General features: G+C 33.8%; 26 protein-coding genes and 1 other annotated feature. Of the genes, 24 read left to right on the plus strand and 2 right to left on the minus strand.

The genetic code is table 11. The features are described 5' to 3' along the window. Window positions 1-136: 136 nt before the first annotated feature. The 21 genes from ACSVDA_RS12920 (at window position 137) to argS (ending at window position 19629) form a co-directional block, all read left to right on the plus strand. Window positions 137-1060, plus strand: a complete 924-nt coding sequence (locus tag ACSVDA_RS12920; RefSeq protein WP_485883745.1) for a PLP-dependent cysteine synthase family protein — start codon at window positions 137-139, stop codon at window positions 1058-1060. A gap of 1 nt (window position 1061) precedes the next feature. Then, window positions 1062-2198 carry a bifunctional cystathionine gamma-lyase/homocysteine desulfhydrase gene (locus ACSVDA_RS12925; RefSeq protein ID WP_485883747.1) on the plus strand — a complete coding sequence of 379 codons (1137 nt, stop codon included), beginning with the start codon at window positions 1062-1064 and terminating at the stop codon, window positions 2196-2198. 213 nt (window positions 2199-2411) lie between these two features. Then, on the plus strand, window positions 2412-2648 hold the full coding sequence (locus tag ACSVDA_RS12930) for a YrhC family protein (RefSeq protein ID WP_485883749.1): 237 nt from the start codon (window positions 2412-2414) through the stop codon (window positions 2646-2648). A gap of 381 nt (window positions 2649-3029) precedes the next feature. Beyond that, the gene (locus tag ACSVDA_RS12935) at window positions 3030-3170 is read left to right on the plus strand and encodes a YrzI family small protein (protein ID WP_485883750.1); all 141 of its coding nucleotides are present in this window, start codon (window positions 3030-3032) and stop codon (window positions 3168-3170) included. A gap of 823 nt (window positions 3171-3993) precedes the next feature. Beyond that, window positions 3994-4515 (plus strand): cytochrome c3 family protein, encoded by a 522-nt coding sequence (locus ACSVDA_RS12940; RefSeq protein ID WP_485883751.1) that lies wholly within the window; start codon window positions 3994-3996, stop codon window positions 4513-4515. A 5-nt stretch (window positions 4516-4520) separates the two neighbouring features. Next, the gene (locus ACSVDA_RS12945) at window positions 4521-5972 is read left to right on the plus strand and encodes an ammonia-forming cytochrome c nitrite reductase subunit c552 (RefSeq protein WP_485883753.1); all 1452 of its coding nucleotides are present in this window, start codon (window positions 4521-4523) and stop codon (window positions 5970-5972) included. Window positions 5973-6673: 701 nt separating this feature from the next. Next, window positions 6674-7678 carry a hypothetical protein gene (locus tag ACSVDA_RS12950; RefSeq protein ID WP_485883754.1) on the plus strand — a complete coding sequence of 335 codons (1005 nt, stop codon included), beginning with the start codon at window positions 6674-6676 and terminating at the stop codon, window positions 7676-7678. Between the two features lie 12 nt (window positions 7679-7690). After that, the gene (locus ACSVDA_RS12955) at window positions 7691-8131 is read left to right on the plus strand and encodes a cytochrome c maturation protein CcmE (protein WP_485883755.1); all 441 of its coding nucleotides are present in this window, start codon (window positions 7691-7693) and stop codon (window positions 8129-8131) included. A gap of 16 nt (window positions 8132-8147) precedes the next feature. Further along, window positions 8148-10130, plus strand: coding sequence for a heme lyase CcmF/NrfE family subunit (locus ACSVDA_RS12960; protein WP_485883757.1), 1983 nt, complete (start codon window positions 8148-8150; stop codon window positions 10128-10130). Then, complete coding sequence (locus ACSVDA_RS12965) at window positions 10120-10638, plus strand: cytochrome c-type biogenesis protein CcmH (RefSeq protein ID WP_485883758.1); 519 nt, start codon at window positions 10120-10122, stop codon at window positions 10636-10638. Before ACSVDA_RS12960 ends, ACSVDA_RS12965 begins: the two co-directional genes overlap by 11 nt. 12 nt (window positions 10639-10650) lie before the next feature. Continuing rightward, on the plus strand, window positions 10651-11037 hold the full coding sequence (locus ACSVDA_RS12970; RefSeq protein WP_485883760.1) for a hypothetical protein: 387 nt from the start codon (window positions 10651-10653) through the stop codon (window positions 11035-11037). Between the two features lies 1 nt (window position 11038). Next, on the plus strand, window positions 11039-11437 hold the full coding sequence (locus ACSVDA_RS12975; RefSeq protein WP_485883762.1) for a hypothetical protein: 399 nt from the start codon (window positions 11039-11041) through the stop codon (window positions 11435-11437). 15 nt (window positions 11438-11452) lie between these two features. Continuing rightward, window positions 11453-12151 carry an ABC transporter ATP-binding protein gene (locus ACSVDA_RS12980; protein WP_485883763.1) on the plus strand — a complete coding sequence of 233 codons (699 nt, stop codon included), beginning with the start codon at window positions 11453-11455 and terminating at the stop codon, window positions 12149-12151. A 1-nt stretch (window position 12152) separates the two neighbouring features. Then, complete coding sequence (locus ACSVDA_RS12985) at window positions 12153-12836, plus strand: heme exporter protein CcmB (RefSeq protein WP_485883765.1); 684 nt, start codon at window positions 12153-12155, stop codon at window positions 12834-12836. A gap of 3 nt (window positions 12837-12839) precedes the next feature. Continuing rightward, a complete protein-coding gene (locus ACSVDA_RS12990) occupies window positions 12840-13577 on the plus strand; it encodes a cytochrome c biogenesis protein (protein WP_485883767.1) in 738 nt (245 codons plus the stop codon). A gap of 214 nt (window positions 13578-13791) precedes the next feature. Beyond that, the gene (locus ACSVDA_RS12995) at window positions 13792-13920 is read left to right on the plus strand and encodes a CcmD family protein (protein ID WP_320207829.1); all 129 of its coding nucleotides are present in this window, start codon (window positions 13792-13794) and stop codon (window positions 13918-13920) included. A 131-nt stretch (window positions 13921-14051) separates the two neighbouring features. Continuing rightward, window positions 14052-14570: a TlpA family protein disulfide reductase gene (locus ACSVDA_RS13000; RefSeq protein WP_485883768.1), complete on the plus strand. Its 519-nt coding sequence runs from the start codon at window positions 14052-14054 to the stop codon at window positions 14568-14570. A 413-nt stretch (window positions 14571-14983) separates the two neighbouring features. Beyond that, on the plus strand, window positions 14984-15694 hold the full coding sequence (locus ACSVDA_RS13005) for an ABC transporter ATP-binding protein (protein WP_485883770.1): 711 nt from the start codon (window positions 14984-14986) through the stop codon (window positions 15692-15694). Further along, window positions 15691-16455, plus strand: coding sequence for an ABC transporter permease (locus tag ACSVDA_RS13010; protein ID WP_485883771.1), 765 nt, complete (start codon window positions 15691-15693; stop codon window positions 16453-16455). The genes ACSVDA_RS13005 and ACSVDA_RS13010 overlap by 4 nt, the downstream gene beginning before the upstream one ends. A gap of 324 nt (window positions 16456-16779) precedes the next feature. Next, the gene (locus ACSVDA_RS13015) at window positions 16780-17322 is read left to right on the plus strand and encodes a PadR family transcriptional regulator (RefSeq protein ID WP_485883773.1); all 543 of its coding nucleotides are present in this window, start codon (window positions 16780-16782) and stop codon (window positions 17320-17322) included. Between the two features lie 73 nt (window positions 17323-17395). Continuing rightward, window positions 17396-17642 (plus strand) — a binding site (T-box leader). Window positions 17643-17940: 298 nt separating this feature from the next. Continuing rightward, the gene (gene argS / locus ACSVDA_RS13020) at window positions 17941-19629 is read left to right on the plus strand and encodes an arginine--tRNA ligase (RefSeq protein ID WP_485883775.1); all 1689 of its coding nucleotides are present in this window, start codon (window positions 17941-17943) and stop codon (window positions 19627-19629) included. Window positions 19630-20318: 689 nt separating this feature from the next. Here argS and ACSVDA_RS13025 read toward each other — a convergent pair. Next, the gene (locus ACSVDA_RS13025; protein ID WP_485883777.1) at window positions 20319-20741 is read right to left on the minus strand and encodes a DUF4064 domain-containing protein; all 423 of its coding nucleotides are present in this window, start codon (window positions 20739-20741) and stop codon (window positions 20319-20321) included. Between the two features lie 209 nt (window positions 20742-20950). Between ACSVDA_RS13025 and ACSVDA_RS13030 the strand changes: the two genes are divergently transcribed. Both ACSVDA_RS13030 and ACSVDA_RS13035 read left to right on the plus strand, forming a co-directional pair. Next, window positions 20951-21412, plus strand: coding sequence for a 2-thiouracil desulfurase family protein (locus ACSVDA_RS13030; protein ID WP_485883779.1), 462 nt, complete (start codon window positions 20951-20953; stop codon window positions 21410-21412). A gap of 571 nt (window positions 21413-21983) precedes the next feature. Further along, entirely contained in the window at window positions 21984-22874 is an 891-nt protein-coding gene (locus ACSVDA_RS13035) for a DUF4349 domain-containing protein (protein ID WP_485883781.1), read from the plus strand. Between the two features lie 73 nt (window positions 22875-22947). Here ACSVDA_RS13035 and sigK read toward each other — a convergent pair whose 3' ends face one another. Then, window positions 22948-23661 (minus strand): RNA polymerase sporulation sigma factor SigK, encoded by a 714-nt coding sequence (sigK, locus tag ACSVDA_RS13040; protein WP_214480356.1) that lies wholly within the window; start codon window positions 23659-23661, stop codon window positions 22948-22950. 203 nt (window positions 23662-23864) lie between these two features. Between sigK and ACSVDA_RS13045 the strand changes: the two genes are divergently transcribed. Further along, window positions 23865-25655 carry a M3 family oligoendopeptidase gene (locus ACSVDA_RS13045; protein ID WP_485883783.1) on the plus strand — a complete coding sequence of 597 codons (1791 nt, stop codon included), beginning with the start codon at window positions 23865-23867 and terminating at the stop codon, window positions 25653-25655. The last annotated feature ends 96 nt before the right edge of the window (window positions 25656-25751 follow it).

The raw sequence follows: 25751 nt of genomic DNA on the forward strand, positions 1-25751 counted from the left end.
CTACGCAAACTAATCATATCCGTGTTTATTTTTTAGCACGAAAAACAACGTTCTATACAAAAAAAGCCTAGTATGTAAAGCAACAATTAATGCGAAAACAGCATTTAGAAAAAATTTTCGAGGTGACAAAATAATTATGCGTGTTGTTCACAGCGTACATGACTTAATTGGAAATACCCCAATGATTGAGCTAACGCAATTTCCTTTACCAAAACAAGTAAAGCTTTATGCAAAGCTTGAATATTACAATCCTGGTGGCAGTATTAAAGATCGGTTAGGTAAAGAGCTCATTGTAGAAGCTCTCCAGTCTGGTGCAATTAAACCTGGCGGTACGATCATTGAACCTACTGCAGGAAATACTGGCATCGGATTAGCATTAGCAGCACTAAGACATAAGCTTAACGTAATTGTATGTATGCCTGAAAAATTTAGTATAGAAAAACAATTGCTAATGAAAGCGCTAGGTGCTGAAATTGTACACACACCAACGAGCGAAGGTATGAGGGGAGCAATTGCAAAAGCTCAACAACTACTTAATGAGATTCCAAACTCGTACTGTCCGCAGCAATTTAACAACCCGGCAAATCCAATGACCTATTATAAAACCTTAGGACCTGAAATGTGGAGCCAACTAGATGGTGATATTGATATGTTTATTGCAGGAGCAGGAACGGGTGGAACATTTATGGGAACTGCGAAATATTTAAAAGAACAAAATAATTTGTTACAGACCGTCATTGTTGAACCCGAAGGATCTATTTTAAATGGTGGTGATATAGGACCCCACAAGACAGAAGGAATCGGTATGGAATTTCTTCCAGATTATATGGATACAAAATATTTTGATCAAATTCATACAATATCTGATAATGATGCCTTTATGAGAGTAGAAGAACTAGCAAGAAAAGAAGGGCTTTTAGTTGGTAGTTCTTCAGGGGCAGCACTCCATGCAGCTCTTATTGAAGCAAGTCAGGCTAAGAAAAAAATGAACATCGTAACTATTTTTCCAGACAGTAGCGAACGTTATTTAAGTAAACAGATTTATGGAGGTTCGATATAAAATGAAACCAAAGACAAAATTAATCCATGGTGGCATTCCGAGTGATCAACAAACAGGAGCTGTCTCTATTCCCATTTATCAAGTAAGCACATATAAGCAAGATGGGATAGGTGAGCATAAAGGATTTGAGTACTCAAGAACAGGTAATCCAACAAGACATGCTTTAGAGGAGCTCATTAAAGACCTCGAAGAAGGAACAGCAGGGTTTGCATTTAGCTCTGGAATGGCAGCAATTACAGCAGTGATGATGTTATTTAACAGCGGTGATCATGTCATTTTAACTGATGATGTATATGGTGGAACTTACCGTGTAATGACGAAAGTTTTAAACAAACTAGGAATAGAATCGACTTTTATTGATACGAGCAATTTGCCAAATATCGAGACAGCAATCCGTTCAAATACGAAAGCAATATATATTGAAACACCTACAAATCCGTTGCTAAAAATTACTGATATTAGAGGAGCTTCTAACGTAGCAAAGGAACATAATTTGTTAACAATCGTAGATAACACGTTCAGTACACCATATTGGCAAACACCTCTAAATCTTGGAGCAGATATCGTATTGCACAGTGCAACAAAATATATTGGTGGTCATAGCGATGTCGTTGCTGGTCTTGTTGTAGTTAATTCCAATCAATTAGCTGAAGACCTACATTTTGTTCAAAATTCTACAGGTGGCATATTGGGCCCTCAGGATTCATGGTTATTAATAAGAGGAATCAAAACGTTAGGAATACGAATGGAAGAGCACGAAGAAAATACTAAACAAATTATTAATTTTTTACAAAATCACCCAGGTGTAGAAAAAATATATTACCCTGGATTAAGTAGTCATCCGAATCATAATATTGCAAAAAAACAAGTTAGAGGCTATGGGGGGATGATTTCATTTGATGTAGGTAGTGAAGAAAAAGCAGAACAACTTCTTAAGCAAGTTAAGTATTTTACATTGGCGGAAAGCCTTGGTGCAGTTGAAAGTTTAATTTCAGTTCCTGCAAAAATGACACATGCTTCAATACCAAAAGAACGTCGTGAAGAGCTAGGTATAACAGATGGGCTTGTACGCATTTCAGTAGGACTTGAAGATGTGGAGGATTTAATCGCGGACTTAGCTAACGCACTTAAAGGATAAATAAAAAAAGGCGAAGGTATTTTCGCCTTTTTTTTTCAGTTAACCCGTATTCTCTATAGATTATGAGCCTATTCGCAACAGCCATAGTGCCGTTAATTTATTTTTAAGATTGGTTCCTACCTTATAATTGGTTAAAGTTACATTCATTTTGGCCTACTAAGATATGTTAAAGTAGATTTATAGATACTTAGAAAAGTAGGTGACAAACTTAAAATGGATGAGAAGCAATTACGTGATTTGAAATTTAAAATTGTCGACTTTACAAGAATTGCATTTGTTTTAATTGCAATTAGTGTCTTTTTATATTTAGGTGTTATCATTAATCAACATGTTCAAGAAGCGACTAATGTCAACTTATTAATGGCAATGACCTATATTTTTTTACTCGTAGCGTTTCTCTTATTTAACACTGTAATAAAGTATAAAAAAATAGTAAATGATCTCGAGTAAGAAAATTATTTTATTTTTTACAAAAAAGCCCTTTACAAAACATTATAAATTGGTTATACTTTCCTATGAAATAAACAAATTCTGATAAGGAGGTCGAATTTAATGTTAGGCAAATCATTTAAACTTATTAAATTAAATAGTATTTCTTACTACTCGACCGATGTCGGAATGCGGGTCTTTCAATAACTAACATAGCATACACGCCACAGGTTGAATAGTATACCTGTGGCTTTTTATATAAATAGCAAAATCTTTCCTTTTGATGCTTATTTATAAAATAATTTTGATTATTTTAACCACAGGTATAGAAAATTTACCTGTGGTTTTTTATTGTCAAATTGAACATAGTGTATGTAATGAACTTAAAGGAGGTGAAACCATATGAAATTCAATATTTTGTCTATCACAATAACAATTAATAAACGCTTGTATTCAATTGAAAAAGCTTATCGAGAAGAGCAAGTAAAAAAAATGATTGATGAAGAAAGAGAGAAATCGTTTAGAGCTTACCCAATCATATAATAATCATTGCAAATAATTACAGGAGAGTGATAAAAATGATAATGAAAAATTTGATGATCGTTAAGTTAATTGATAAGGAAAATTTTACGTAGTTACTAAACAAAGGACGATCATTACCAATTATAAATATATTACCTTTTCATCATTACAGCTAAGTAGGATGACTCTATACAATAGGCTGTTTTCGCATTGGTTGTTGCTTTTCGTTCAAATAGATAAGCACGTATAAACCTAGCGTTCGTAGCATCTTTTCTACTTTAACAATAATTGAGTTTCCATTTTGTTAAAAACAGCCATTAGGTAAAAACGCACATATATATTCATTCAGGTAGGTTTTACTTTTATAGTAAAGCCTACTTTTTTTATTTGCTAGCTCTCTCTCCTAGCCTGTCAAGACTATATATCTGACTGTGAGAAAATAAAATATTTTTTCCATTAAAAACGTTCCAATGCTAGTCTAGGGGTAACAGTTTGGTCCGTTTTTGTTAAATATACTTGAAACAATTATTTTTCCAAATGTACACAATTTGGCCTTGTTATAGACAATAGTTTGTCAATAATGGCGTATCAAATATTCAATAAAATATGGTAATGTTTAGTTGGAAAGGTACAATCAACCTATAGGTAGGCTCTTTTCAACAATTTTCAATATTAGTGAATGATATATGATTATACTTTTCTACCATCACCAATCGGTGAATCAATATTTATTAAATTGCTCATTTTTTCACAAGTGTCAATTTATTTAGTGGCTGACATACTAATTAGCCTTTTAATTGGTATGAAGAAGATATAAAAAATGAAAGAAGAGGAGGGGGAAGATATGGTGAAAAAGCTTAAAGCGCTTGATAAAAAAGTCATTATTTTAATTGGGCTATTTTTAGGAGTTGTTGTAGCAGTAGCAAGTGCTGAGACAATGAATTATACAGATAGTGCAGAATTTTGTTCGACTTGTCACCCTATGGATTCAGCCTATAGTAGCTTTGTAGACTCTACACATGCAAATATCGCTTGTAATAAGTGTCATGCTCCAACTGATAGCCTTGGAAAGAAAATACTGTTTAAAGCGAAAGCTGGAACGCATGATATTTACATGAATACATTTGGTGCTGATAAGATTCCGGATGTTATTCATGCGAAAACAGCCACCATTGACGTTATTCAAGAAAACTGTAAAAGCTGTCACGAAGGAACACTAAATAATTTATCACACGATGCAAAAGAAAATTGTACTGATTGTCATAGGCAAATCCCTCATGGTAATGGCAACTTTAAGACAGATGAATGGTTTAAACCAGCCGATTATGACATTAATAATCGAAACGAATCTTTTGAGAAAGGGTGAGGAAAATGCATAAGAGCATCAAAAGAATTATAGTTCCTACTGCTTTAGTGATTTTTTTAATCGCTATTATTGCTGCCTGTGGTTCAGATGAAGCGAATGAAAGTACCGCTGCTAAAAAGTTATACAATACGGGACTATCAGCTGACGAAATAAATAATGAAGCATTTGCTGACATTTTTCCGTTACAGTATGAAAGCTATAAGCGTAATGAAGAAATGTCTGATACGAAATACGGCGGATCAATACCAACGTCAAAATTTGACCACACTAAAGAACCTTATTTGCCAATAATTTTTAATGGTTATGGATTTGCAAAGGAATATAATGAAGATCGTGGACACATTTATGCTGTTGAAGATAATGTCAATATTGCTAGAATTACGGATAAGTCAATTGGTTCTTGTTTTACTTGTAAAAGTACTGCGGTTCCTATTTTATTAGAGGAGGACGAATTTGGAGACGGATACTGGTCAGCAAACTTTCGAAATGAGATTGTACCTCGTGCTGAAGAATTAGGACATTCTCCTATCGGTTGTTCAGATTGTCATGATCCCGAAACGATGGAATTACGTGTGACTCGTCCAATGTTTGCAACAGCTATGGAAGCAAGAGGAGTAGACATTTCAAACCCTACAAAAAATGAAATGCGTACGTATGTATGTGCACAATGTCACGTAGAGTACTATTTTGAACCAGAAAAGAAGGCAGTAACATTCCCATGGACAAATGGATTAAAGCCAGAAGAAATGTATGAATACTACGATACGATAGCAAAAGATTCTGGGTTTGCACAAGACTGGATTCATACCGTTTCAGGTGCGCCAATGCTAAAAGCTCAGCATCCAGAATTCGAAATTTGGTCTGAAGGTCCTCATGGAATCGCTGAAGTTTCCTGCTCGGATTGCCATATGCCATACGAACGTTCAGACGGTAAGAAAAAGATTACTAGTCACCAATGGACTTCACCTTTAAAAACAATTGAGCAATCATGTCGTACATGTCATGCAGACAAAACTGAGCAAGAACTTAAAGATCGGGTTGAAGGCATTCAAGATACTCATATGGAGAACTTACACAAGGCTGAAGAAATATCTATTGATGCACATTACTATATTAACAAGATGATAACTACCAGTGCTCCTGCGTCTAAAATTGAAGAAGCACAAGAACTTGTTCGTAAAGGACAGTGGTTATTTGATATTGTAGCTGCAGAAAATTCTGCTGGATTTCATGACCCTCAAGGTGCCATGGATAGTATGAAAAAATCTACTGAAGCATTAAATGAAGCTATTATTATAGCAACTGAAGAATTGGTGAAACTAGATGTAAATATTGACGAATTAAAAGAAGAAATTGAAAAAGTGAAAAAAGCTGTTTATGATGAACCAGATGTGTTTAAAAAGAAAGACCATGTTATAAATGATTACTTCCCAAATCAACAACCACCAAAGAATTAAGCACTCATAGAACGATGATTAACAAACTAATTTTCACCGTACAATACGGCAATATTGTACGGTGCATTTTTGTTCATTAAAAAGCTATATTTCCATTGTTTATAAGGTGATAACAATTTTGTGCAGGCATATGTTTGTCATTGTGCAAGTGCAAACAAAACACTAATTTCATCTAGATGCTTTATCAATAGTAGAAAAATGTTTTGATATGAGCCTTCAGAAGACAATAGACTTAATATATATGTGAAATAAATCACAAATATCATATTTATTATTAATATACTGTAAATTTTTTATTGAATCAAGCTGAATGGTTTATATTTTTTAAAATGGATTTCAGATAGCTGCTTCATCTCTCAATACAGCTTTTCAGAAAAATGTAGTGGCTCAAATACACAAACTAAGGATTCAAAATGGTTATAAAGCAACATACACAAGACACGACTTCAGTGCCTCGTGAGATTACGGTATTGTATCCTAAGTCACTTCTTCTATCATTCGAGGGTGAAGGGCATCTCCAAATCATAGGAATCCGGCACTCGTCGGGTGATGATCTTTAGTGCGATTCATCTTTCGGTAATGTCTGTAACATAAGTCACAATTTGGTATGAAGTTTTTGTGAACTAAAATATGGATGATTTTTGACAATAGGTTTACCAATATGTTGTAACCAAGCAATTTTTAATACAATCATATTAGAAATGAAAGAAATGGGAAATAAGGTGAAAAAAATGAAGGCTCCTTATGTTAAGGAAAAATGTTTTCCAATATTCATTTTGGTACTAATGAGTATTCTCTTTCCTCAATCTATACTTGCATCTTACGACAACATATCTATAGAAGACATTACAATAATCGTTATGCCAGAATATACGAATCATCCTCATGCTAATAATGATGAACCAACTGTACTTGTTGGTTACCATGGCACTATTGTAAATCAATCACCTGAGTCAATTAGTCAAGGTATCAACCTAACATTACCTGTAAATAAAAAAAATTTTTTTATAGGGCTAGCAGCACATACCCTCGATGAAACAAAAGAATCACTTCAAGAAATAGAAGTACAAATGAAGAAGAATTCTAACAAAGTAACGATTATACCAGAAGAACCTATAGATCCAGGGCAAAGCTATAAATTTGTAATCGAATATTATTATCATGATATAAGCCTTACTGGGAATAAGAAAAATTTCACATATGAATACGTAGCTGACAATAATATGGACGCTCTAAACATTATCTTCTTTGAACCATTAGGAGCAAGTGATTTTTCCATACAACCAACAATTAATCAGCATTCACAAGATACGATGGGGATTAACATGTATTTGTATGAGGTTATTCAATTAAAAGCTGGGGAGAAGAAAGTATTTGATGTGTCTTATGAGAAGAAAGACAATGAAACGACAACTAGTAAAATTGATGACATAGCACCAAATAACAATACTAGTGTCCAAATACAAACTAACTCATCAAATAATGGAGGGTTATCAACAAATACAATTATTGCAATCGTTGTCATTTCATTAATATTTTTATTCACAATCATGCTCTTAATTTTTCAGAAAAAGAAACACAAAGAACGTGAAAGCGAAATTAAAGCTACAAATCGACAACAAGATAAAAAGAAGTTAAGAAACATGCTGGCTAATGATGAAATTGATGAACAAACGTATCGCAAAAAAATGAGTGAACTAAGTTGAGGGGTGAATGTAATGAACAAAAATAAAAAAGTATTGTTTGGTGGAAGTTTGATCATCATAGCTATTCTAACATTGCTCATAGCTGCTACACCAGGTTCAAGCGGTACAGAGTTGACACTTACACAACTATTAGCAAATGAAGAGAAGTACAGCGATAAATTCGTCATGACTCAAGGGTTATTAATTGAAGATTCAATTGATTGGAATGCAGATAATATCGAACTTCGCTTTACAGTACGAGACGAAGATGGTAATGAGCTTCCAATATTTTATCAAGGGGTACGTCCAGACAATTTTAGTGAAGATGTAACTGCAATTGTAGAGGGATATATACAAGAGGATGGTGTGTTTTTTGCTGAGAAACTTCAAACTAAGTGTCCATCCAAATATGAAGACCAAGAAAAAAGTGACTATGACCCAGAGCTTCATAAAAAGATAGAAAATGAGGAGTAAAGAAAGGTGATTAGCCATGTATTTAATTGGTAGTACAGCCGTTTATTTAGCATTTGTCATTTCAATCTATTCATTTATTATTCTCATATTAGGAATAAGAAAGCAAAATCAAAAGTTAATAAATAGTGGGAAAAATGGTGTGTTATCGATCTTTTTATTAACATGTGTTTCAATGTTTGTCTTATTCTACGCTTTAGGTACAAGTCAATTTCAATTTAAGTATGTTTCTACGTATACAAGTAGCGATTTACCACTGATATATAAGCTTTCAGCATTATGGGCAGGTAATGCAGGTTCTTTATTATTATGGACATTTTTCTTAACGATGTACGCAACGATGGTTGTGTTTTCAAGGAAAATGAAAAGCAATCCAATGGTTCCTTATATTGGAACAATCATGCTTGGAAATATTATTTTCTTTTATTTCTTGTTAGCAACGACTACGAATCCTTTTCAGTTGAATGAAGTTATTCCTGCTGTTGGGAAAGGTTTAAATCCAATGTTACAAGACCCAGGGATGATTTTACATCCAGTAACATTGTACTTAGGTTATGTAGGACTTTCAGTACCTTTTGCATTTGCTATCGCTGCTTTAATACTAAAGAATGTAGACGCTTTTTGGATTCGCATGACGAGACGTTGGACAATAGTGGCGTGGTTATTTTTAACTCTTGGCAATATAATCGGAGGTTATTGGGCTTATCTTGAGCTCGGATGGGGTGGCTATTGGGCATGGGACCCTGTTGAAAATGCATCCTTTATGCCATGGTTAACTGTCACTGCTTTTTTACATTCTGTAATGATTCAAGAACGCAAGCAGATGTTGAAGATTTGGAATATTAGTTTGATTATTCTTTCATACGCATTAACATTATTTGGAACTTTTCTTGTGAGAAGTGGCATCTTAACTTCAGTTCATGCTTTTGGAGATAGTAATTTAGGTACTTATTTTTTAATTTTTATGGCACTTGCCGTCTTATTTGCACTATATGTAATGATGAGTCGCTATCATTTATTAAGACAAAACAGCGGACAGTTTGAGTCATTTTTGTCAAAAGAAAGTAGTTTTTTAATCAATAATTTAATACTAGTCGGAGCAACATTTGCAGTATTTTGGGGAACAATTTTCCCACTCATTTCTGAAGCGGTTAAAGGAACGAAGGTTACGGTTGGTGTCCCTTTCTTTAATACAGTAATGTCACCTATTATGCTTGCATTAATGTTTGTTATGGCTATTTGTCCTTTAATCGCTTGGCAACGCTCAACTGTAAGAAATCTACGGAAAAACTTTTTAATTCCAGCAATTTTGAGCTTGCTCGTTGCTATGTTACTAATATTTCTAGGTATTAGAAAAGCATATCCGATTATCGGCTTTGCTGTTGTTGCATTCATGATTTTTACTCACGTTCTTGAAATTAGTCGCGGGGTAAAGGCTAGAAGGGCTGTTACAAAAGAGAATGTGCTTGTTGCTCTTGGTCGTTTAATGTCTCGTAATCGTAGACGGTACGGTGGCTATATTGTTCATATTGGGATAGCTCTAATGGCAGTAGGTATAATTGGTTCCAATAACTTCAATGTTGAAACAATGAAGACGCTAGCGATTGGAGAAAGTATTGAACTTGCAGAGTACACAATTACCTATGAAAACTTACAACAAAAACGTGAAGGAATCAATGATATTGTGTTTGCAACTCTAAAAATCAACAAAGACGGTCAAGATTTAGGATACGCTGAAGCAGAAAAAGTCTTTTATGGTTCATTCGATCAACCATCAACTGAGGTAGCTCTTATTAGTAATTGGGACGAAGATCTTTATATTGTGTTAAGTGGTTGGGAGCAAGATTTAAGAGCTACATTTGTTATTCGGATTAATCCACTTGTAAAATGGATTTGGACGGGTGGCATGGTTGTTTTAATAGGTGCAATATTTGCTGTTTGGAGTGGAAAATACGGCAATATTACACCGAGATATAAAGGGGTACAGAGAGATGTATCTTAACAGATTGCGTAGAAAGGATGGGGGAATGATGAAGCGCTTATTCATTTTGGCTGGGCTTCTTATAATTTTATTTTCTTCCAGTACCTATGCAGCAGAAGATGTTGATTATAGTTCGGCACAATTTCAGAGCATTGTTGCAATGCTTGCCATGGAAGGACATGCGGGGGATGATCTGGCTACTTGCCCTGTTAAGCAAGAATATTACGAAGAAGTTGCTCAAATGATGCAAGAAGGGATGAACAAGGAAGAGATCTTAAATTTCTATGTTGAGGAAATTGGCGAAGAGGCATTGTCTGCCCCTTTAAAGCAAGGATTTAGCCTTTCAGCATGGATCACACCGTTTATCGTATTGATTGTAGCTGGAGTGATTGTATTTACAGTTATTTGTAGTTGGATCAAAAAAAATAACAGTGCTCATTCAATAACAACTGATGAAGCTTTACGTGACGAGAACACCGATGCAGTTTTAAGAGAAATGATTGATAAAGAAAGAAAAAAGCTTTTTTAGGATGTGATTGATATGGATCTGGTCTCGATTATAACAGCCACCTTATTAGTAGTAGTTTGTAGTTATATAGTAATATCTCCATTGCTCTCAAAAAAGAATGTAACTTTTCATGAAAGCATGATAGATGAAGTAGATATCATAAAAAAAGAAGAAATATTTGCGACACTAAATGAACTCGAAATGGATTATAACATGCAAAAATTATCGACAGAAGATTATGAGAAATTAAAAAATAACTATGAAAAAATGCTTCTTCCTATTATGGCGGAGGAAACGTTAGTAGACGATGTTCATGTTGCTCATACAATAAAGAATATTCCTAAACAAGTTAAAAAGGATATAGAAAATGAAATAGCTAATGAACTTGATCAAGTGAGAAAACAGCGGGGAGGGAAGTAATGTGAAAAGCATTTTTATTATGAGTGCTGCAGTCACACAAAATTCTCCAAGCTTTCATAATCCAGGACATTTACGAATGTGGTTTGACTCACCATTAAAACAATTTAACCCACATATTTTATTAATTGTTCTTGGTGTAATCATAGTAGGAGGCGGGCTGTTTTTCATTTACTTTCGTCAAAAAAACTTGCGTGGGCAAATATCTTTAACCGAGGATAAAGAGGAGAAAATTTTTCAACAATTGCTTGGAAAGCGCGATGCAATTATGACGAAAATGATCGATTTAGAAGATGAACTTAAAGCAGGAGAAATATCTGAAGATAAGTTTAATGAACAGTTTAATGCTTATAAAGATATGTTAATTCAAGTGAAAATTAAAATAAAACAAATGACTGAATAGATTGGGGGGATCTGCGTGATAAAAACATCTTTGCTAACGAAAAAGATAGGGGAGAAAGAGATTCTACGTGGAGTCAATCTATCAGTCAAAGAAGGGGAAACGATCGCTTTACTAGGTCCTAATGGAGCTGGGAAAAGTACAGTATTAAAAATAATTAGTGGATTAATGGATGCGACATGTGGTGAAGTTTTGATAAATAATTTGAAGCTAAAAGCGAACGAAGAGGTTATTAAGAAAAAAATTGGATTTCTATCACATAGCAGTTTCTTATATGAGCACTTTTCGCCGATTGAAAATCTAGTTTATTACGGAAAGCTCTATGATGTAGAAAATATTGAGATAAGAGCAAAAGAACTCATTTCTATGGTAGGTTTAAGCTTATTTATGCACGAGCCTGTTCGCTCATTTTCAAGAGGAATGCTACAAAGAATTGCGATTGCTAGAGCGATTATTCATTCACCTAGTATTCTACTTCTAGATGAACCACATACTGGTTTAGATCAAAGGGCAGTTTCAATTTTAAATAATGTTATTTTGCAATTGAAGCGGGAAGGTACAACTATAATTATGGTTACACATGATTTCCATCAACTCATTGAAACATGTGATAAAGCAATCGTTATGAAACAAGGATTGTTAATTGATGATTTTGCTATTTCAGGTGCAAAAAATGTGAAAGATATCAAAGAAACGTATGCAGGAATGGTGAGTTAACATGATTAAACTATTAAAATCTGCATGGATAATCGCTTGGAAAGATATATATTCTGAGTGGAAAACAAAACAACTATTAAGTACTATGTTAATCTTTTCAGGGCTTGTTATTGTGACCTTTAGCTTTGCCTTTGACCCTACGAGTAATGCTGTCAAAGCAGTGGTACCTGGAATGGTATGGGTCATTACTATCTTTTCTGGAATATTAGGGTTAAACCGTTCATTTTTAGCTGAAAAAAATCAAGATAGCTTACATGGAATGATTATTGCACCTATTGATCCTTCAAGTATTTATTTTGGCAAAATGCTCGCTAACTTCATTTTTGTGCTATTAGTTCAATTCATTTCTATACCATTATTATTTATCTTATTTGATTTTCGCTTACTAGGAAACGTTCCCTTATTTTTAGCAGTTATCTTTTTAGGAACTTTTGGTTTTATAAGCATTGGTACATTTTTAGCTGCATTAACTGCTAATTCAAGAAGTAGTGAAATGCTATTACCAATTGTCTTATTTCCTATAGTTAGTCCGATTATTATTGCAGCTGTGCAGGCAACAAAAATATTGCTAGTTAATCTTGAGAATTTATCAAGTGCTATATCGTGGATGCAATTGATGATAGGTTATGATCTTGTATTTTTTGTTATTTGTTTCTTATTATTTGAATATGTGATGGAGGTGTAAAGCATGACAAAGAATAATGTGGTTTGGCAAACAGAATCAAAACTTCATAAGATACTTCTTTGGTTAACAATTCCAATAGGTGTAGTAACAATGTTTTTAATATTTATATGGTCTCCAGTTGAAGTTACGATGGGCGTCGTACAGAAAATATTTTATTTTCATGTAGGTTCAGCTTGGGTTGCATTTTTGGCTTTTGGAGTCGTGTTTGTTTATAGTATTTTATACCTTATAAAAAGGAAGAGGGTTTATGACATCATTGCAGGAATTTCTGCTGAAATTGGTGTGATTTTTACAACTATCGTCTTAACAACTGGACCTATTTGGGGACGAAGTGCATGGAATACCTGGTGGACTTGGGAACCTAGATTAACAACGACATTGATTTTATGGTTTATTTATGTATCTTATATTATGATTCGCCATATGGACGGGGCTTGGGAAAAGAAAGCAAGATTAGCCTCAGTATTTGGAATTATTGGTTTTATTGACGTTCCAATCGTATTTATGGCAATACGCTGGTGGAACTCAAAGCTCCATCCAATCGTGTTTGGTGATGGTCCGACACAACAAGGTGGCGGAATTGAACCTGAAATGTTATTCACATTGCTATTTACGCTAGGTTTTATTACTTTGTTGTATATTGTTTTACTTCAAAAAGGTATTTATATAGAAAAAACAAAAATTGCAATCGTTCAAAATAAGAAAGATGTTCAAGAGAAGTTAATGAATAAAATTTCATAAAAGGTTGTAACGAATAAAATACCGTAGCATTAGTAGGAACTAGAAGTGATAGATCACAGAATCCAAATTCACTAGACAATATTGAACTATTGCATAGGCGCATATTTCCTGTCAGTTGTAGGATAGGCGATATAAATAGACTAGGTAAAATACGGTCGGAGGTGCTATGCGTACGTTGGAAAAATAAATAAACACTAACGAGGAGGAACTGAAAATGGGTTATTTATTTAGTGCATACACAATTGCATGGATCTTGATTGCTGGATATGTAGTTGTGCTTGGGAAACGCCAAAGAAAACTAGAAAAAGAATTAGACTATATACAAGAGTTAGAGAAGCAATAAGCTCGTTCTAGTAAACTGCAACATTATTATTAAATTAACAGTACACGTGATTTTTGATTGTGCTGTTAACTATTCATCAACTGGTCGGCGTAACTCTTAATGATGATAAATCCAGTTAGAGGATGATTTTTATGAACAAAAGAAGAATGATTCAAATCATAGCGCTATCCTTGGTGGCAGCCGTATTTTTCTTTTTAGCCTCAGGAATACAAGGAGTCAAAGGAGTTAAGGTTGGTGACCTAGCTTATGATTTCACACTAGAGGATTTAGATGGAGGTACTCATACTTTATCTGACTATCGGGGACAATTTGTTGTATTAAATTTTTTCGCTACATGGTGTAAGCCTTGTGTAGATGAAGAACCTGAGCTAGAAGCCTTTCATCAACAATATGGAGATAAGTATAAGCTTCTTATTATCGATCGTGGAGAGCCCAAAAGTCGTGTTGAAAAATTTATAAAAGAACATAATTCAACAACACTGTATTTATTTGATACTGATGATAAAGTCTCAAAAAATTATTTGGTAGTTGGCCAACCTGAAACTTTTATCATTGATCCTAGCGGCATTATACGAGAAAAAATAGTTGGTCCAACAACAGCAGAAACTTTAGCAGGGAAAATTAGTTTGTTAAAATTGAATGGAAAATAGGCCACAGCCGAGTTGCTGTGGCTTATTTTTTGTAGGACATCAATACGTATTTAACTTGATGTTCGTTATTATTTTTCTATTAACAAATAGCAATCAACTGTTCAGTTTTGTTAAATATAGCAATAAAGTTTACGAAAAGATCTTGCTATTAATACATTTAAACTATTTTGCAACCTAAGCTAACTGTCGGGTTTACACATTATTTTGCCAAATTAAAATGAATAACCATCTCATTGAAAAGTTAATAACAAACAAAAATATCCAATAGTGTAAAAAATCTCTTTACAATTATTTATGTATGAGATATGATGAGTTTGTATTAAATATACTCAACGTTGATTAAACAATATTAAAATAATCTTATTTTTTGTCATATATTCAATGTTGAGTAAACAACGAAAGAGGTGTGTGATATGTCAAAAACTTTAATAAGAGTTAATGAACTTTCTAAGTTGTACAATGAAAGACAAGTTGTAAATAATGTGTCATTTGAAGTGAAAGAACATGAAGTTCTTGCGATTATTGGGCCGAATGGAGCGGGGAAATCGACAACATTGGAAATGGTGTTAGGCCTTCGTAAGCCTAGTGAAGGTATGATTCAATTTTGGCGGGAAGATTATATGAGTGGTATTGGTGTTCAGCTGCAAGTAACTTCCTTCTTCCCAGGTTTAAGTGCACTAGAAAATCTTAGGTTGTTTGCGGCATTTTATAAAAAATCACTTCACCGAGAGGAAGCAATACAGTTATTAAAACAATGTGGACTTGAAGAGGTTGCAAACGTAGATGCTTTAAAATTATCAGGAGGTCAACAAAAGCGACTTTCAATTGCTATTTCATTAGTACACAATCCTGTAGTAGTATTTCTAGACGAACCAACGGCAGCTCTTGATCCTCAAGCTCGTCGTGACATCCATGAAATTGTGAGACAGCTTAAAGATAAAGGGACTTCGGTAGTTATTACAACTCATGATATGGATGAAGTAATGAAAGTTGCTAACCGTGTCCTTTTAATGAAAGAAGGTGTAATAGTAGAAGCAGGGACACCGAAGGAACTCTGTGACAAGTATGGATATGCAAGTTTAGAGGAAGTATATTTGCACGTAACGAATGGGGGTAAAAAATGATTATTCGAGCAATATTTATTACAACTATTAGGGATAAAATTTCGTTGTTTTATGCAGCAATTTTTCCAATCATATTAATGATTGGAGTTGGCATATTTGTTGATTCAGTATCATATTATCCACAGCTTGTTACTGCCGTTCTTGCAATTAGCACTCTTTTTTGGGGTGTCCAAGGAACTGCTTTTCAAGTGTTCGGACAACGAAATAAAGGTGTCTATAAAATGTTAAAGGTGACACCTTATAAAACACTGTATTTTATCATAATGAATGCTATTGTTAGAGCTTTATTAGGTATTGCGATAAATTTACTCGTTCTAATGATTGGAGTCATTTATTTTGATTTGCAAATCTCTGTTATAGGTACTATACAATTAATTGGGATTTTAGCAATAGGAACGAGTTGTTTTTCTTGTTTAGGCATATTCATTTCTAATTTAGCAAAGAATGAAGGACAGATTAATATGCTTGCTAACCTCATTCAAATACCTATGGTATTTTGTAGCCAAGCATTTTATAGCCTTGAAAAAGCCCCTAGTTGGATTAATGTTATCGGAGAAATACACCCATTTGAATATTTTTCCAGACTGATATCAGGTTCTCTATTTACAAGTATAAATGATATGGTAGTTTCGCTGATAATCCTTGTATGCTTCACACTTGAATTCCTCTTTTTAGGAGTAACTACATTTAAGTGGGAAGTTGATCAGCCAGTGTTTTCAGTCTTGAAGGGTACCAGAGTTGTAAAGAAAACAACTAATTAAAAGTCGGTAGTAAGTATGGTACTCATGTATATTATTAACAAGCAAAATGAACCATAGGTGCCAGCTATTCAACATGATACTGGAGTTAATCCAACGCTTATATGTGGTTTAGTGCTTAAATGTTAGAGGCTGTAGCAGAAGCCCAATGCATTTCTAAGGACTAGTATCACCCTATGAGATTGCTTTCTTCATTCATCCTTTCATCCAATAACCAAGATACATGTACATTTCTTGCATCCATTATGGTCTTTACTCCACAATAATAGTAGTGATATAGTAATGTTAATTTAATCAACGTTGTTTAATTAGATTTGAGGTGTGAAAATGACGCGTTTAATGGTATTAGGAATGTTAAGAATGAAGCCAATGTCAGGATACGAAATTCAACAAGTCTTACAAATATCCCAGACAGATGCTTGGGCAGGTGTGTTACCAGGATCTATTTATCACGCGTTAAAGAAGATGGAAAAGGAAGAACTCGTTGAAATTGCTTCGCTTGAGCAAACTGGTAATCGAACAAAAGCCATATATAAGATTACCGACAAAGGGCATAATGAATTTCAAAGGTTATTAATCGAATCGTTTGCTTCGTCATCAGTTATTTTACCTACTACGTTGTATACGGGGTTAATATTTGCTGAGTCTAGTGCGAACAAACAAGTCATTAGGGCAATTGATGAGCAAAAAGAGTTATTAACAAAGCAGCTTTCAGCTTTAAAAGAAGGAGAAGAACATAAGAAGAAAGCAATGGATGAACTATCTCCGCTTACTAAAGCCACATTTGAAAGTATTTATTCTCAGTACGAATTACAACTAACATTTTTAGATAAAATTCAAGACATTTTACAACATGATGTTGAAAAGTAAATGGGAATATAAAAATTTATGGAATAAATAACCTTGAAATATTTCTAAACTTTATTTATAATTTGTAAAAATAATTCATTCGTTGAAGAAGACAGTAATTTTGAATATACGTGTAGCGAGTTAGGGATGGTGAAAGCCTAATCGATTATTCATAATGAAACGTACTTCGGAGAAGCAGTCCGAAAAAGTACTAGCGTTATTTTTATTTAAATAACCTTGTACAAGTAGGGTATGCCGGTGAATCAGCCGTTATCAATGAAATTAAGATGGTTCAATTTGAACAATTAGAGTGGTACCGCGGGGAAAATCTCGTCTCTTTTAGAGGCGGGATTTTTTTAGTTTTATCAGAAGGGGTATACCAAATAAAAAAGGCAATTCATATTTTTCCTGCTATTAAAAATGAAGCTACAAGAGTATCGGAAAGAATATGATCCATACTAGTTACTCAATCAACCACACATTACTCTAAGTTTATCCTTTTGAAATCACGATTTCACATTTCCGAGTACGGACAGTAAAAGTAGAGAATTGGAGAGTAAACGTATAGTATTGGACAGTAAAAGCAGTTATTTGGACAGTAAACGTACCGAGGAAAATAACGGATAGGAGATGAAGAATATGAATTATTCAGAAATATATGCTAAGGAAATTTCACAAGTTTTAAAGGACGTTTTAACTTTTGAAGAGACGTTACAATTGATTGAAAGACCAAAGTTTCATACTCAGGGTGACATTGCTTTTCCATGCTTTGCGTTAGCCAAAAAGCTTCGAAAATCTCCAAACCATATTGCTAAAGAAATAGCTGAACAGATTAGCCACTCATTATTTGATAAAGTTGTAGCTGATGGTCCATACGTAAATGTTTTTTTGAATAAAAAGGAAGTTAGTAAAGAAGTAATGGCTACAATCCTTAAGCAAGGTAACCATTTTGGAACTTTAAGTATCGGAAATGGTGAAAATGTTGTTATTGATTTTTCTTCCCCAAATATCGCTAAGCCATTTTCTATGGGACATTTAAGATCAACAGTTATAGGGAATTCACTGGCACTTTTAGCAGAAAAATGTGGATTTCAATCTATTAAAGTTAATCATCTAGGTGATTGGGGTACTCAATTTGGTAAATTAATAGTTGCTTATAAACACTGGGGGAATGAAGAGAAAGTAAAAGAGAATCCAATTAAACAGTTATTGGCATTGTACGTCAAATTTCATGATGAAGCTGAAAAAGATAAACACTTGGAAGATGAAGCAAGAAAGTGGTTCAAGAAACTTGAAGATGGAGATGAACATGCAATTGAGTTATGGAAATGGTTCCGCGATGAATCACTAAAAGAATTTTCGAGCATTTATAATTTACTAGGAATCAAGTTTGATTCTTATCATGGCGAAGCTTTTTACAATGATAAAATGGAAGAAACGCTGAACCTACTTGTGAAATCAGGGTTACTTTCTGAATCAGAAGGTGCAGATGTGGTTGATCTAAGTGAGCATAATTATCCACCATGTTTAATTAAAAAATCTGACGGTGCAACTCTATATGCAACGAGAGATTTAACAGCTGCTATATATAGAAAAGAAACGTATCAGTTTAGCAAGGCATTGTATGTTGTTGGTCATGAACAAAGTCTTCATTTTAATCAAGTATTTGCTGTTTTAAAAAAGTTAGATTTTACATGGGCTAATAATCTCGTTCACATACCATTTGGCTTTATCTTAAAAGATGGTAAAAAAATGTCGACTAGAAAAGGAAAAGTTGTTCTACTTGAGGAGGTTATAAATGAAACAATCAGTCTAGCTAAACACAGTATAGAAATAAAAAATCCAAAACTAATAAATAAAGACGAAGTAGCAAAAATGATTGCTATCGGTTCACTTATTTTTCACGATTTAAAAAATGAACGATTAAATAATGTAGAGTTCTCATTGGAAGAAATGTTAAAGTTTGAAGGGGAGACAGGGCCGTACGTCCAATACACTCATGCAAGAGCTAACTCGTTGTTAAGAAAATCGGGACAAGAACAGATACACAATATAGATGGTTTAGCTGATGAATTTAGTTGGTCAGTCATTAAATTGTTAATAGACTTTCCAAATGTAATTAAGAGAAGCTATGAAAAATTTGAACCATCCCAAATTGCAAAATACCTCATTGACCTTGCACAAGAATTTAATAAATATTACGGTAATGTGAAGGTATTAGTCAAAGATAGCGAGCTAACTTCTCGACTTGGATTGGTAACTGCAGTAATGGTTGTTTTACAAGAAGGCTTAAGGTTGTTGGGGATTGAAGCTCCAGAGGAGATGTAATGGTTGTAGAACTGTTAACTCCGTAATAAAAATACTAAGATTCATTATTTTGGTTATGGGAACTCATAAACAACACGTTTACAACTTGCATTCGGGGCTCTACAGTCGCTTATAACATATAGATCGACTGTTTTCACATCGATTGTTGCTTTTCAGGAGATACACGACATGTACAACTATCATTTGTGGCATCTTTTCTTCTATACAACGAAGAGAATAACTTTAATTCCCATTTGTTAGAGATATTCATAAGTCTACGAGAAAAGTATGAATTAAATAGCAGAAGAGTGTTCGAATCGAGCTTTACAAAACTAACAGATTATTGGCTGGAATATATTATCAGGAGTAGTGAGCACAAAATTTTAGGTTTCACGCTCTCTCTTTATACTAGCTGTATTAGTATTATTGTATATAGCAAAAATGCTGAAAAAAATCAGTAACAAAACTTTCACAGTTACTAAATTTATTAAAGTTAAATATATGGTAAATTGAATATAGAGATATTGGATCATTCTTTCACAAAGGGGAGTGAGCGCATGTTTGCAATCGTGATGGGCATAACGATTACCGTTGTTATCGGCATAGTAATTGGTACTGAAGTTAGTGAAGAAATTTAATATAAAAAAGAAAGAATTAGGTGTTCACACCTAATTCTTTCTTTTTAAATGGAAGTCGGCCATAAGAATTTCTTAATCGTATATATTTTGCTTCGGCTTACGTACTAAACTCATAATCCCTGCAATTAAGAACAGTAGAGCGATTGGCCATGCAAATAACACAGTCATTAAGGCGACTAATAATGCAGCAATAATTAATAAAGTCCCAGCAAGCTTTGGCTTATTATTTCCTTTTAAACAAAAGGCTGCAATGATACTTAATACTAAACCAATCATACCGGCAGCTACAACAACCCATCCAGTATTACCTATAATTTCCATCAAGTCTGCGATATTGAATGTAGCAAGCTGAGGGTCAGTAGCAAATTGTGCCTCTAACTCCTGTAAAAATGCTTCATTGGTCATTAAATAAGTAAATGCCCCTCCTATAATTGCTAAAAAGCCACTAAGTACGGCTCCGATTATACTTAAAACTATTTCTCCTGTTCGCTTCACTAGTAGGTTCCCCCTTATTGTTATCACTTTATAAATACGAGCATATTTACGTAAAGTTTCAGTTAACTATAACACTTTTTCAAGTAATTATAAATTACAACCTCTACAGTATAAATATTGATATGTGTTATCACTTTCAAAATCATTACAAGTTCATGTGGTAGAATAAATAGTAAAGATGAACTTAATCGTAGGGAGGCCTCATATCAATGATATTAGTAAGCGCTTGTTTAGCAGGAAATGAGTGTCGTTATGATGGAAATCATAGTTTGCATAATATAATAAAAGATCTAGTTGATAAGAAAAAGGCTATAGCGGTATGTCCAGAAGTGTTAGGAGGCTTAACTACTCCTAGAGAACCAGCTGAAATTGTCGGTGGCTCTGGTAAAGATGTTCTTAGTGGAGAAGCAAAAGTACTATCAATTTCAGGACAGGATGTTACTGAACAATTTATAAAGGGTGCTTACGATACGTTAAAAATCGCTAAACAATATAAAGCATCTACTGTTATCTTGAAGGAAAATAGCCCATCTTGTGGTTCTACACACATTTACAATGGGGATTTTAATGGGATGAAAATAGCTGGTAACGGAGTCACGGCTGCATTGTTAGAAAGCCACGGATTCAAAGTCGTTTCAGAAAACAACTTCGGTGAACTACTCAATCAGTGATTAAAACTTGCTTTAGGGATGTAGCCTAGTATACTTTTTTCGAAACTAATTGTGCTAATTTAGAACTCCTCGATGTATGATACAGCAATAATTGTTATTAAAGATGAAATATATCCTGAATGCTCCCTTATAGCGTTACTATCATAGTAATCAACGTGAAAACAACCTTTTAAAACATATAAATGTAACAAAATGGTTAGAAAAATCGTCTATGCTTTTAATAGGCTGTTTTTTAATAACTCGTTGTTTTTCTTAGGCTGTTTTCGCATTGTCTGTTGTTTTTCATTCTTAGATATAGGCAAGTATGCATCTAAAGTTCGTGGCATCTTTTCTTCTTAAAAGTCTAGAAATCATATCAATTACAAGTTACTCAAATGTAAGTAAAAAAAGCTACAAATTTTATGAAATAACCTTTTCTTAAAAAGTTAAAAACACTAATACAACTAGATTTCGGTTTGCTTTCTTTAAAACGATGTAAACCTAACACCACTACTTCATCATAGGTTTTTTTATTTAGATAACAACAAAGTTTACGAAAGTAGCCTATTAATAACAGATGAGGGTGGTAGTCTTGAAGCATATATTGAAAAAGCTTGGTTTGTTTGTTTTTATCAATGTTCTATTATTTGGTTGTAGCTCGTACAATGAAGGTAAAGCAAGTTTATCAAATGAAAATACAACTGAAGTAGCAATGGATTTAGCCACATCTGAAGAATCTGCACCAAACGAAACAGAGATAACAAATAATCCAAACCAAGACAGAATGGTTATTTATCAAGCTAATATAAGGATGGAAGTGGAGGATTATGAACGAACGTATAAGCAAATTCAAATTGATGCTGAAGCTATCGGGGGTTATATCGTTCAATCAAATGTGCATAACGAACAGAAAGAACAGCTTGAAGGTGCAGTAGTAATACGGATTCCTCAAAAAAATTTTTACCCATTTCTAGATAAGCTTGAGCAATTAAGCGTGAAAGTTTATTCAAAAGATATTTCTGGCGAAGATGTGACAGAAGAATATGTCGACTTACAATCAAGATTAAAGTCAAAAAGGATTGTAGAGGAAAGATTATTACAATTTTTAAAAGATGCTAAGGAGACAAAAGATGTACTTGCCATCTCACAAGACTTAGAGAGAGTTCAAGAGGAAATTGAGCATCTTGTTGGTAGGATAAAATATTTAGATAACCAAACTAGTCTATCAACAGTGACTGTGACAATGATTGAAAACAAAGTCGTCATAGCTAATATTGATAATGACGGGTTAAACACTTGGGATAAAGTAAAAAAAGAATTTGTAGAAAGTATTAATGGACTGATTAGTTTTGCCTCTACAATGCTTGTGTTTATTATTGGTTACTCTCCAATATGGTTCTTGATCATCACTATATTAATTGGCATATATTACATAGGAAAGATATTCAAAAATAGAAAACTACAAAAAGATAAACAAGGATAATCTCAGTTGCAGGGACAACGAAAATATTACTCTAAAGTTGTTGGCTTTCAAACGTGTAATAAATTTCGTTGTTTTATTTCCTCCCTCTTTCTTTTTCAGCTCGATAAAATTCATGGAACATTTTCATTAATGCTCTTTTTTCAATACGAGAAACATAGCTTCGAGATATACCTAATTCTTTTGCAATTTCCCGTTGGGTTTTTTCTTTTTTTAGATCTAGACCAAAACGTCCAATAATGACTTCTCTTTCTCGTTCATCAAGAATATCAATATATTCTTTAATCTTTTCTAACTCCATGTTTAATTGAATCGTTTCAATAACGTCTTCAGCTTCTGATTTTAATACATCAATCAAACTAATCTCATTTCCTTCTTTATCTTGCCCGATTGGATCATGAAGTGAGACATCTTTTTTAGTTTTTTTCAAAGCTCTTAAATGCATAAGTATCTCGTTTTCAATACATCTAGCTGCATATGTCGCAAGTTTTGTGCCTTTTCCTGAAGAGTAACTCTCGATTGCTTTAATTAAACCTATCGTACCGATGGAAATTAAATCTTCTGCATCTTCACCGGTGTTTTCAAATTTTTTCACAATATGTGCAACTAAACGTAAGTTATGTTCAATTAATATGTTTCTTGCATGTTCGTCACCATTCGCCATGAGCTGTAAATATTTCTTTTCTTCAGAGGGAGACAACGGTTGTGGAAAGGCATTGTTTTTTACATGTGATACTAAAAAAACTAACTCCTTTATGAAATAACCTAATGCAGATAAAATTTCTGTCACCCAATCACCTCCACATTCATTCTCTAGGCAAAAGCCTATTAATAATTCTTATGAGCGTGTTGTGGATTTTGTGTCTGTCCCAGCAAAAAAGGTAATTTAAACAATAATAAATCCTATCAGTATCGAATTAAGTTATTTGAATTTTTTTATAGAATAAAATAATATGAAGATATAATAATTTTATAGAGGAGAGAAATGTCAGAATGAATAATGCTTATTTAGCTACATGGGACTTAGAGTCTATCTTTAAAGGTGGAAGCGATTCTGAGGACTTACAAAATTATATTGAACAAATTGAAGTAAATATGAAGGAGTTTCAAAATGCCGTACAAACATTTGAATCACCAACTGGTGGAAATGATGTAGAGGGTTTACATAATCTTATTCATCTCTTTCAATTAGTTGCAAAGAAAATTAGACAGACGGGTGCATTTGTTAGCTGTCTTCAGGCACAAGATACTTCTGATTTGAAAGCTAACATATTACGTGGGAAAATTACACAATTGAATGCAGCTTTTGCAACGATTACTACACACTTTGATGAGCATCTTGTGTCAATAAGTGATGAAGTGTGGGGTCAATTACTAATAGATCCTTTATTAGCAGAACTGTCATATGTATTAACTGAACGCAGGCAACGTGCAAGTGAAAAGCTACCAATCGAACAAGAAGAGCTTATAAATTCTTTATCTGTTGATGGTTATCACTCTTGGGGACAAATGTATAATCTAACTGTTGGTAAGATGAAAATCCCATTTGAAGTGGATGGGAAACTCCAAGATTTATCAATAGGTCAAGCTGCTAATCAATTTTCAAGTAAGAATAAAGATACAAGGGACAGTATGTTTGAAAAATGGGAGCAAGCTTGGGGAGAGCAAGCTGATTTTTATAGCGAAATATTAAACCATTTAGGAGGTTTTCGCTTACAAGTATATAACAAAAGAGGTTGGGATGATGTCTTAAAAGAACCACTCGACATTAATCGTATGAGTAAACAAACATTGGATACGATGTGGTCAGTTATTACAGATTATAAGCAACCATTTGTCGACTATTTAAATAGAAAAGCAAAACTGCTAAATGTAGAAAAACTAAGCTGGAGTGATTTAGATGCACCTGTTGGTAAAGCTGACTCGACAGTTACTTATCAAGAAGGTGCAGAGTTCATCTTAAAACAATTTGGCTTATTTGGGGAACAAATTACTGATTTTACACAAAAAGCATTTAACAATAGATGGATCGAAGCAGAAGATAGACCAGGAAAACGACCAGGTGGCTTTTGCACAAGTTTTCCTGATAGTGATGAATCTCGCATTTTTATGACTTTCTCTGGTACACCATCTAATGTATCAACCCTGGCACACGAGCTAGGACATGCTTTCCATCAACATGCGATGGGTGATGTACATCCACTAAATCAAAGTTATGCAATGAATGTTGCTGAAACAGCATCAACTTTTGCTGAAATGATTGTGGCAGATGCAGCAGTGCAGCAGGCAAGCTCAAAGGAAGAAAAGATTGCTTTACTTGAGGATAAAATTCAGCGAAGCGTAGCCTTTTATATGAATATACATGCTAGATTTATGTTTGAAACTGCGTTTTACGAAGAGCGTAAAAAGGGTATGGTTAGTACAAAACGACTAAATGAACTAATGCTTCATGCACAAAAAGAAGCTTACTGTGACTCATTAGAGCAATACCATCCGCATTTTTGGGCATCTAAGCTACATTTTTATATTACAGGAGTGCCATTTTATAACTTCCCATATACATTCGGTTATTTATTTTCACTTGGAATTTATAAAAAATCTCAAGAAGAAGGTAAACAATTTGAAGAAAAGTATATCGCTCTTTTACAAGATACAGCAAGGATGACTGTTGAAGAGTTGGCACATAAACATTTAGGAATTGATTTGACACAAAGAGATTTTTGGGAACAAGCAGTAAAGCTCTCTATTGAAGATGTCAAGCTATTTATGGAATTAACTGAATAACATAGAGGTTTAGTCGAACCTGTACGAGTTGAATTTGGGTGTAGAACGAGAAAAACCAATCATTCCTCATTGTAATATAATCACCAAGCGAATTTT

Origin of the sequence: Cytobacillus sp. Hm23 (assembly GCF_051842895.1) — a bacterium.
In the GTDB taxonomy this organism is placed as follows: Bacteria; Bacillota; Bacilli; order Bacillales; family SM2101; genus Nanhaiella.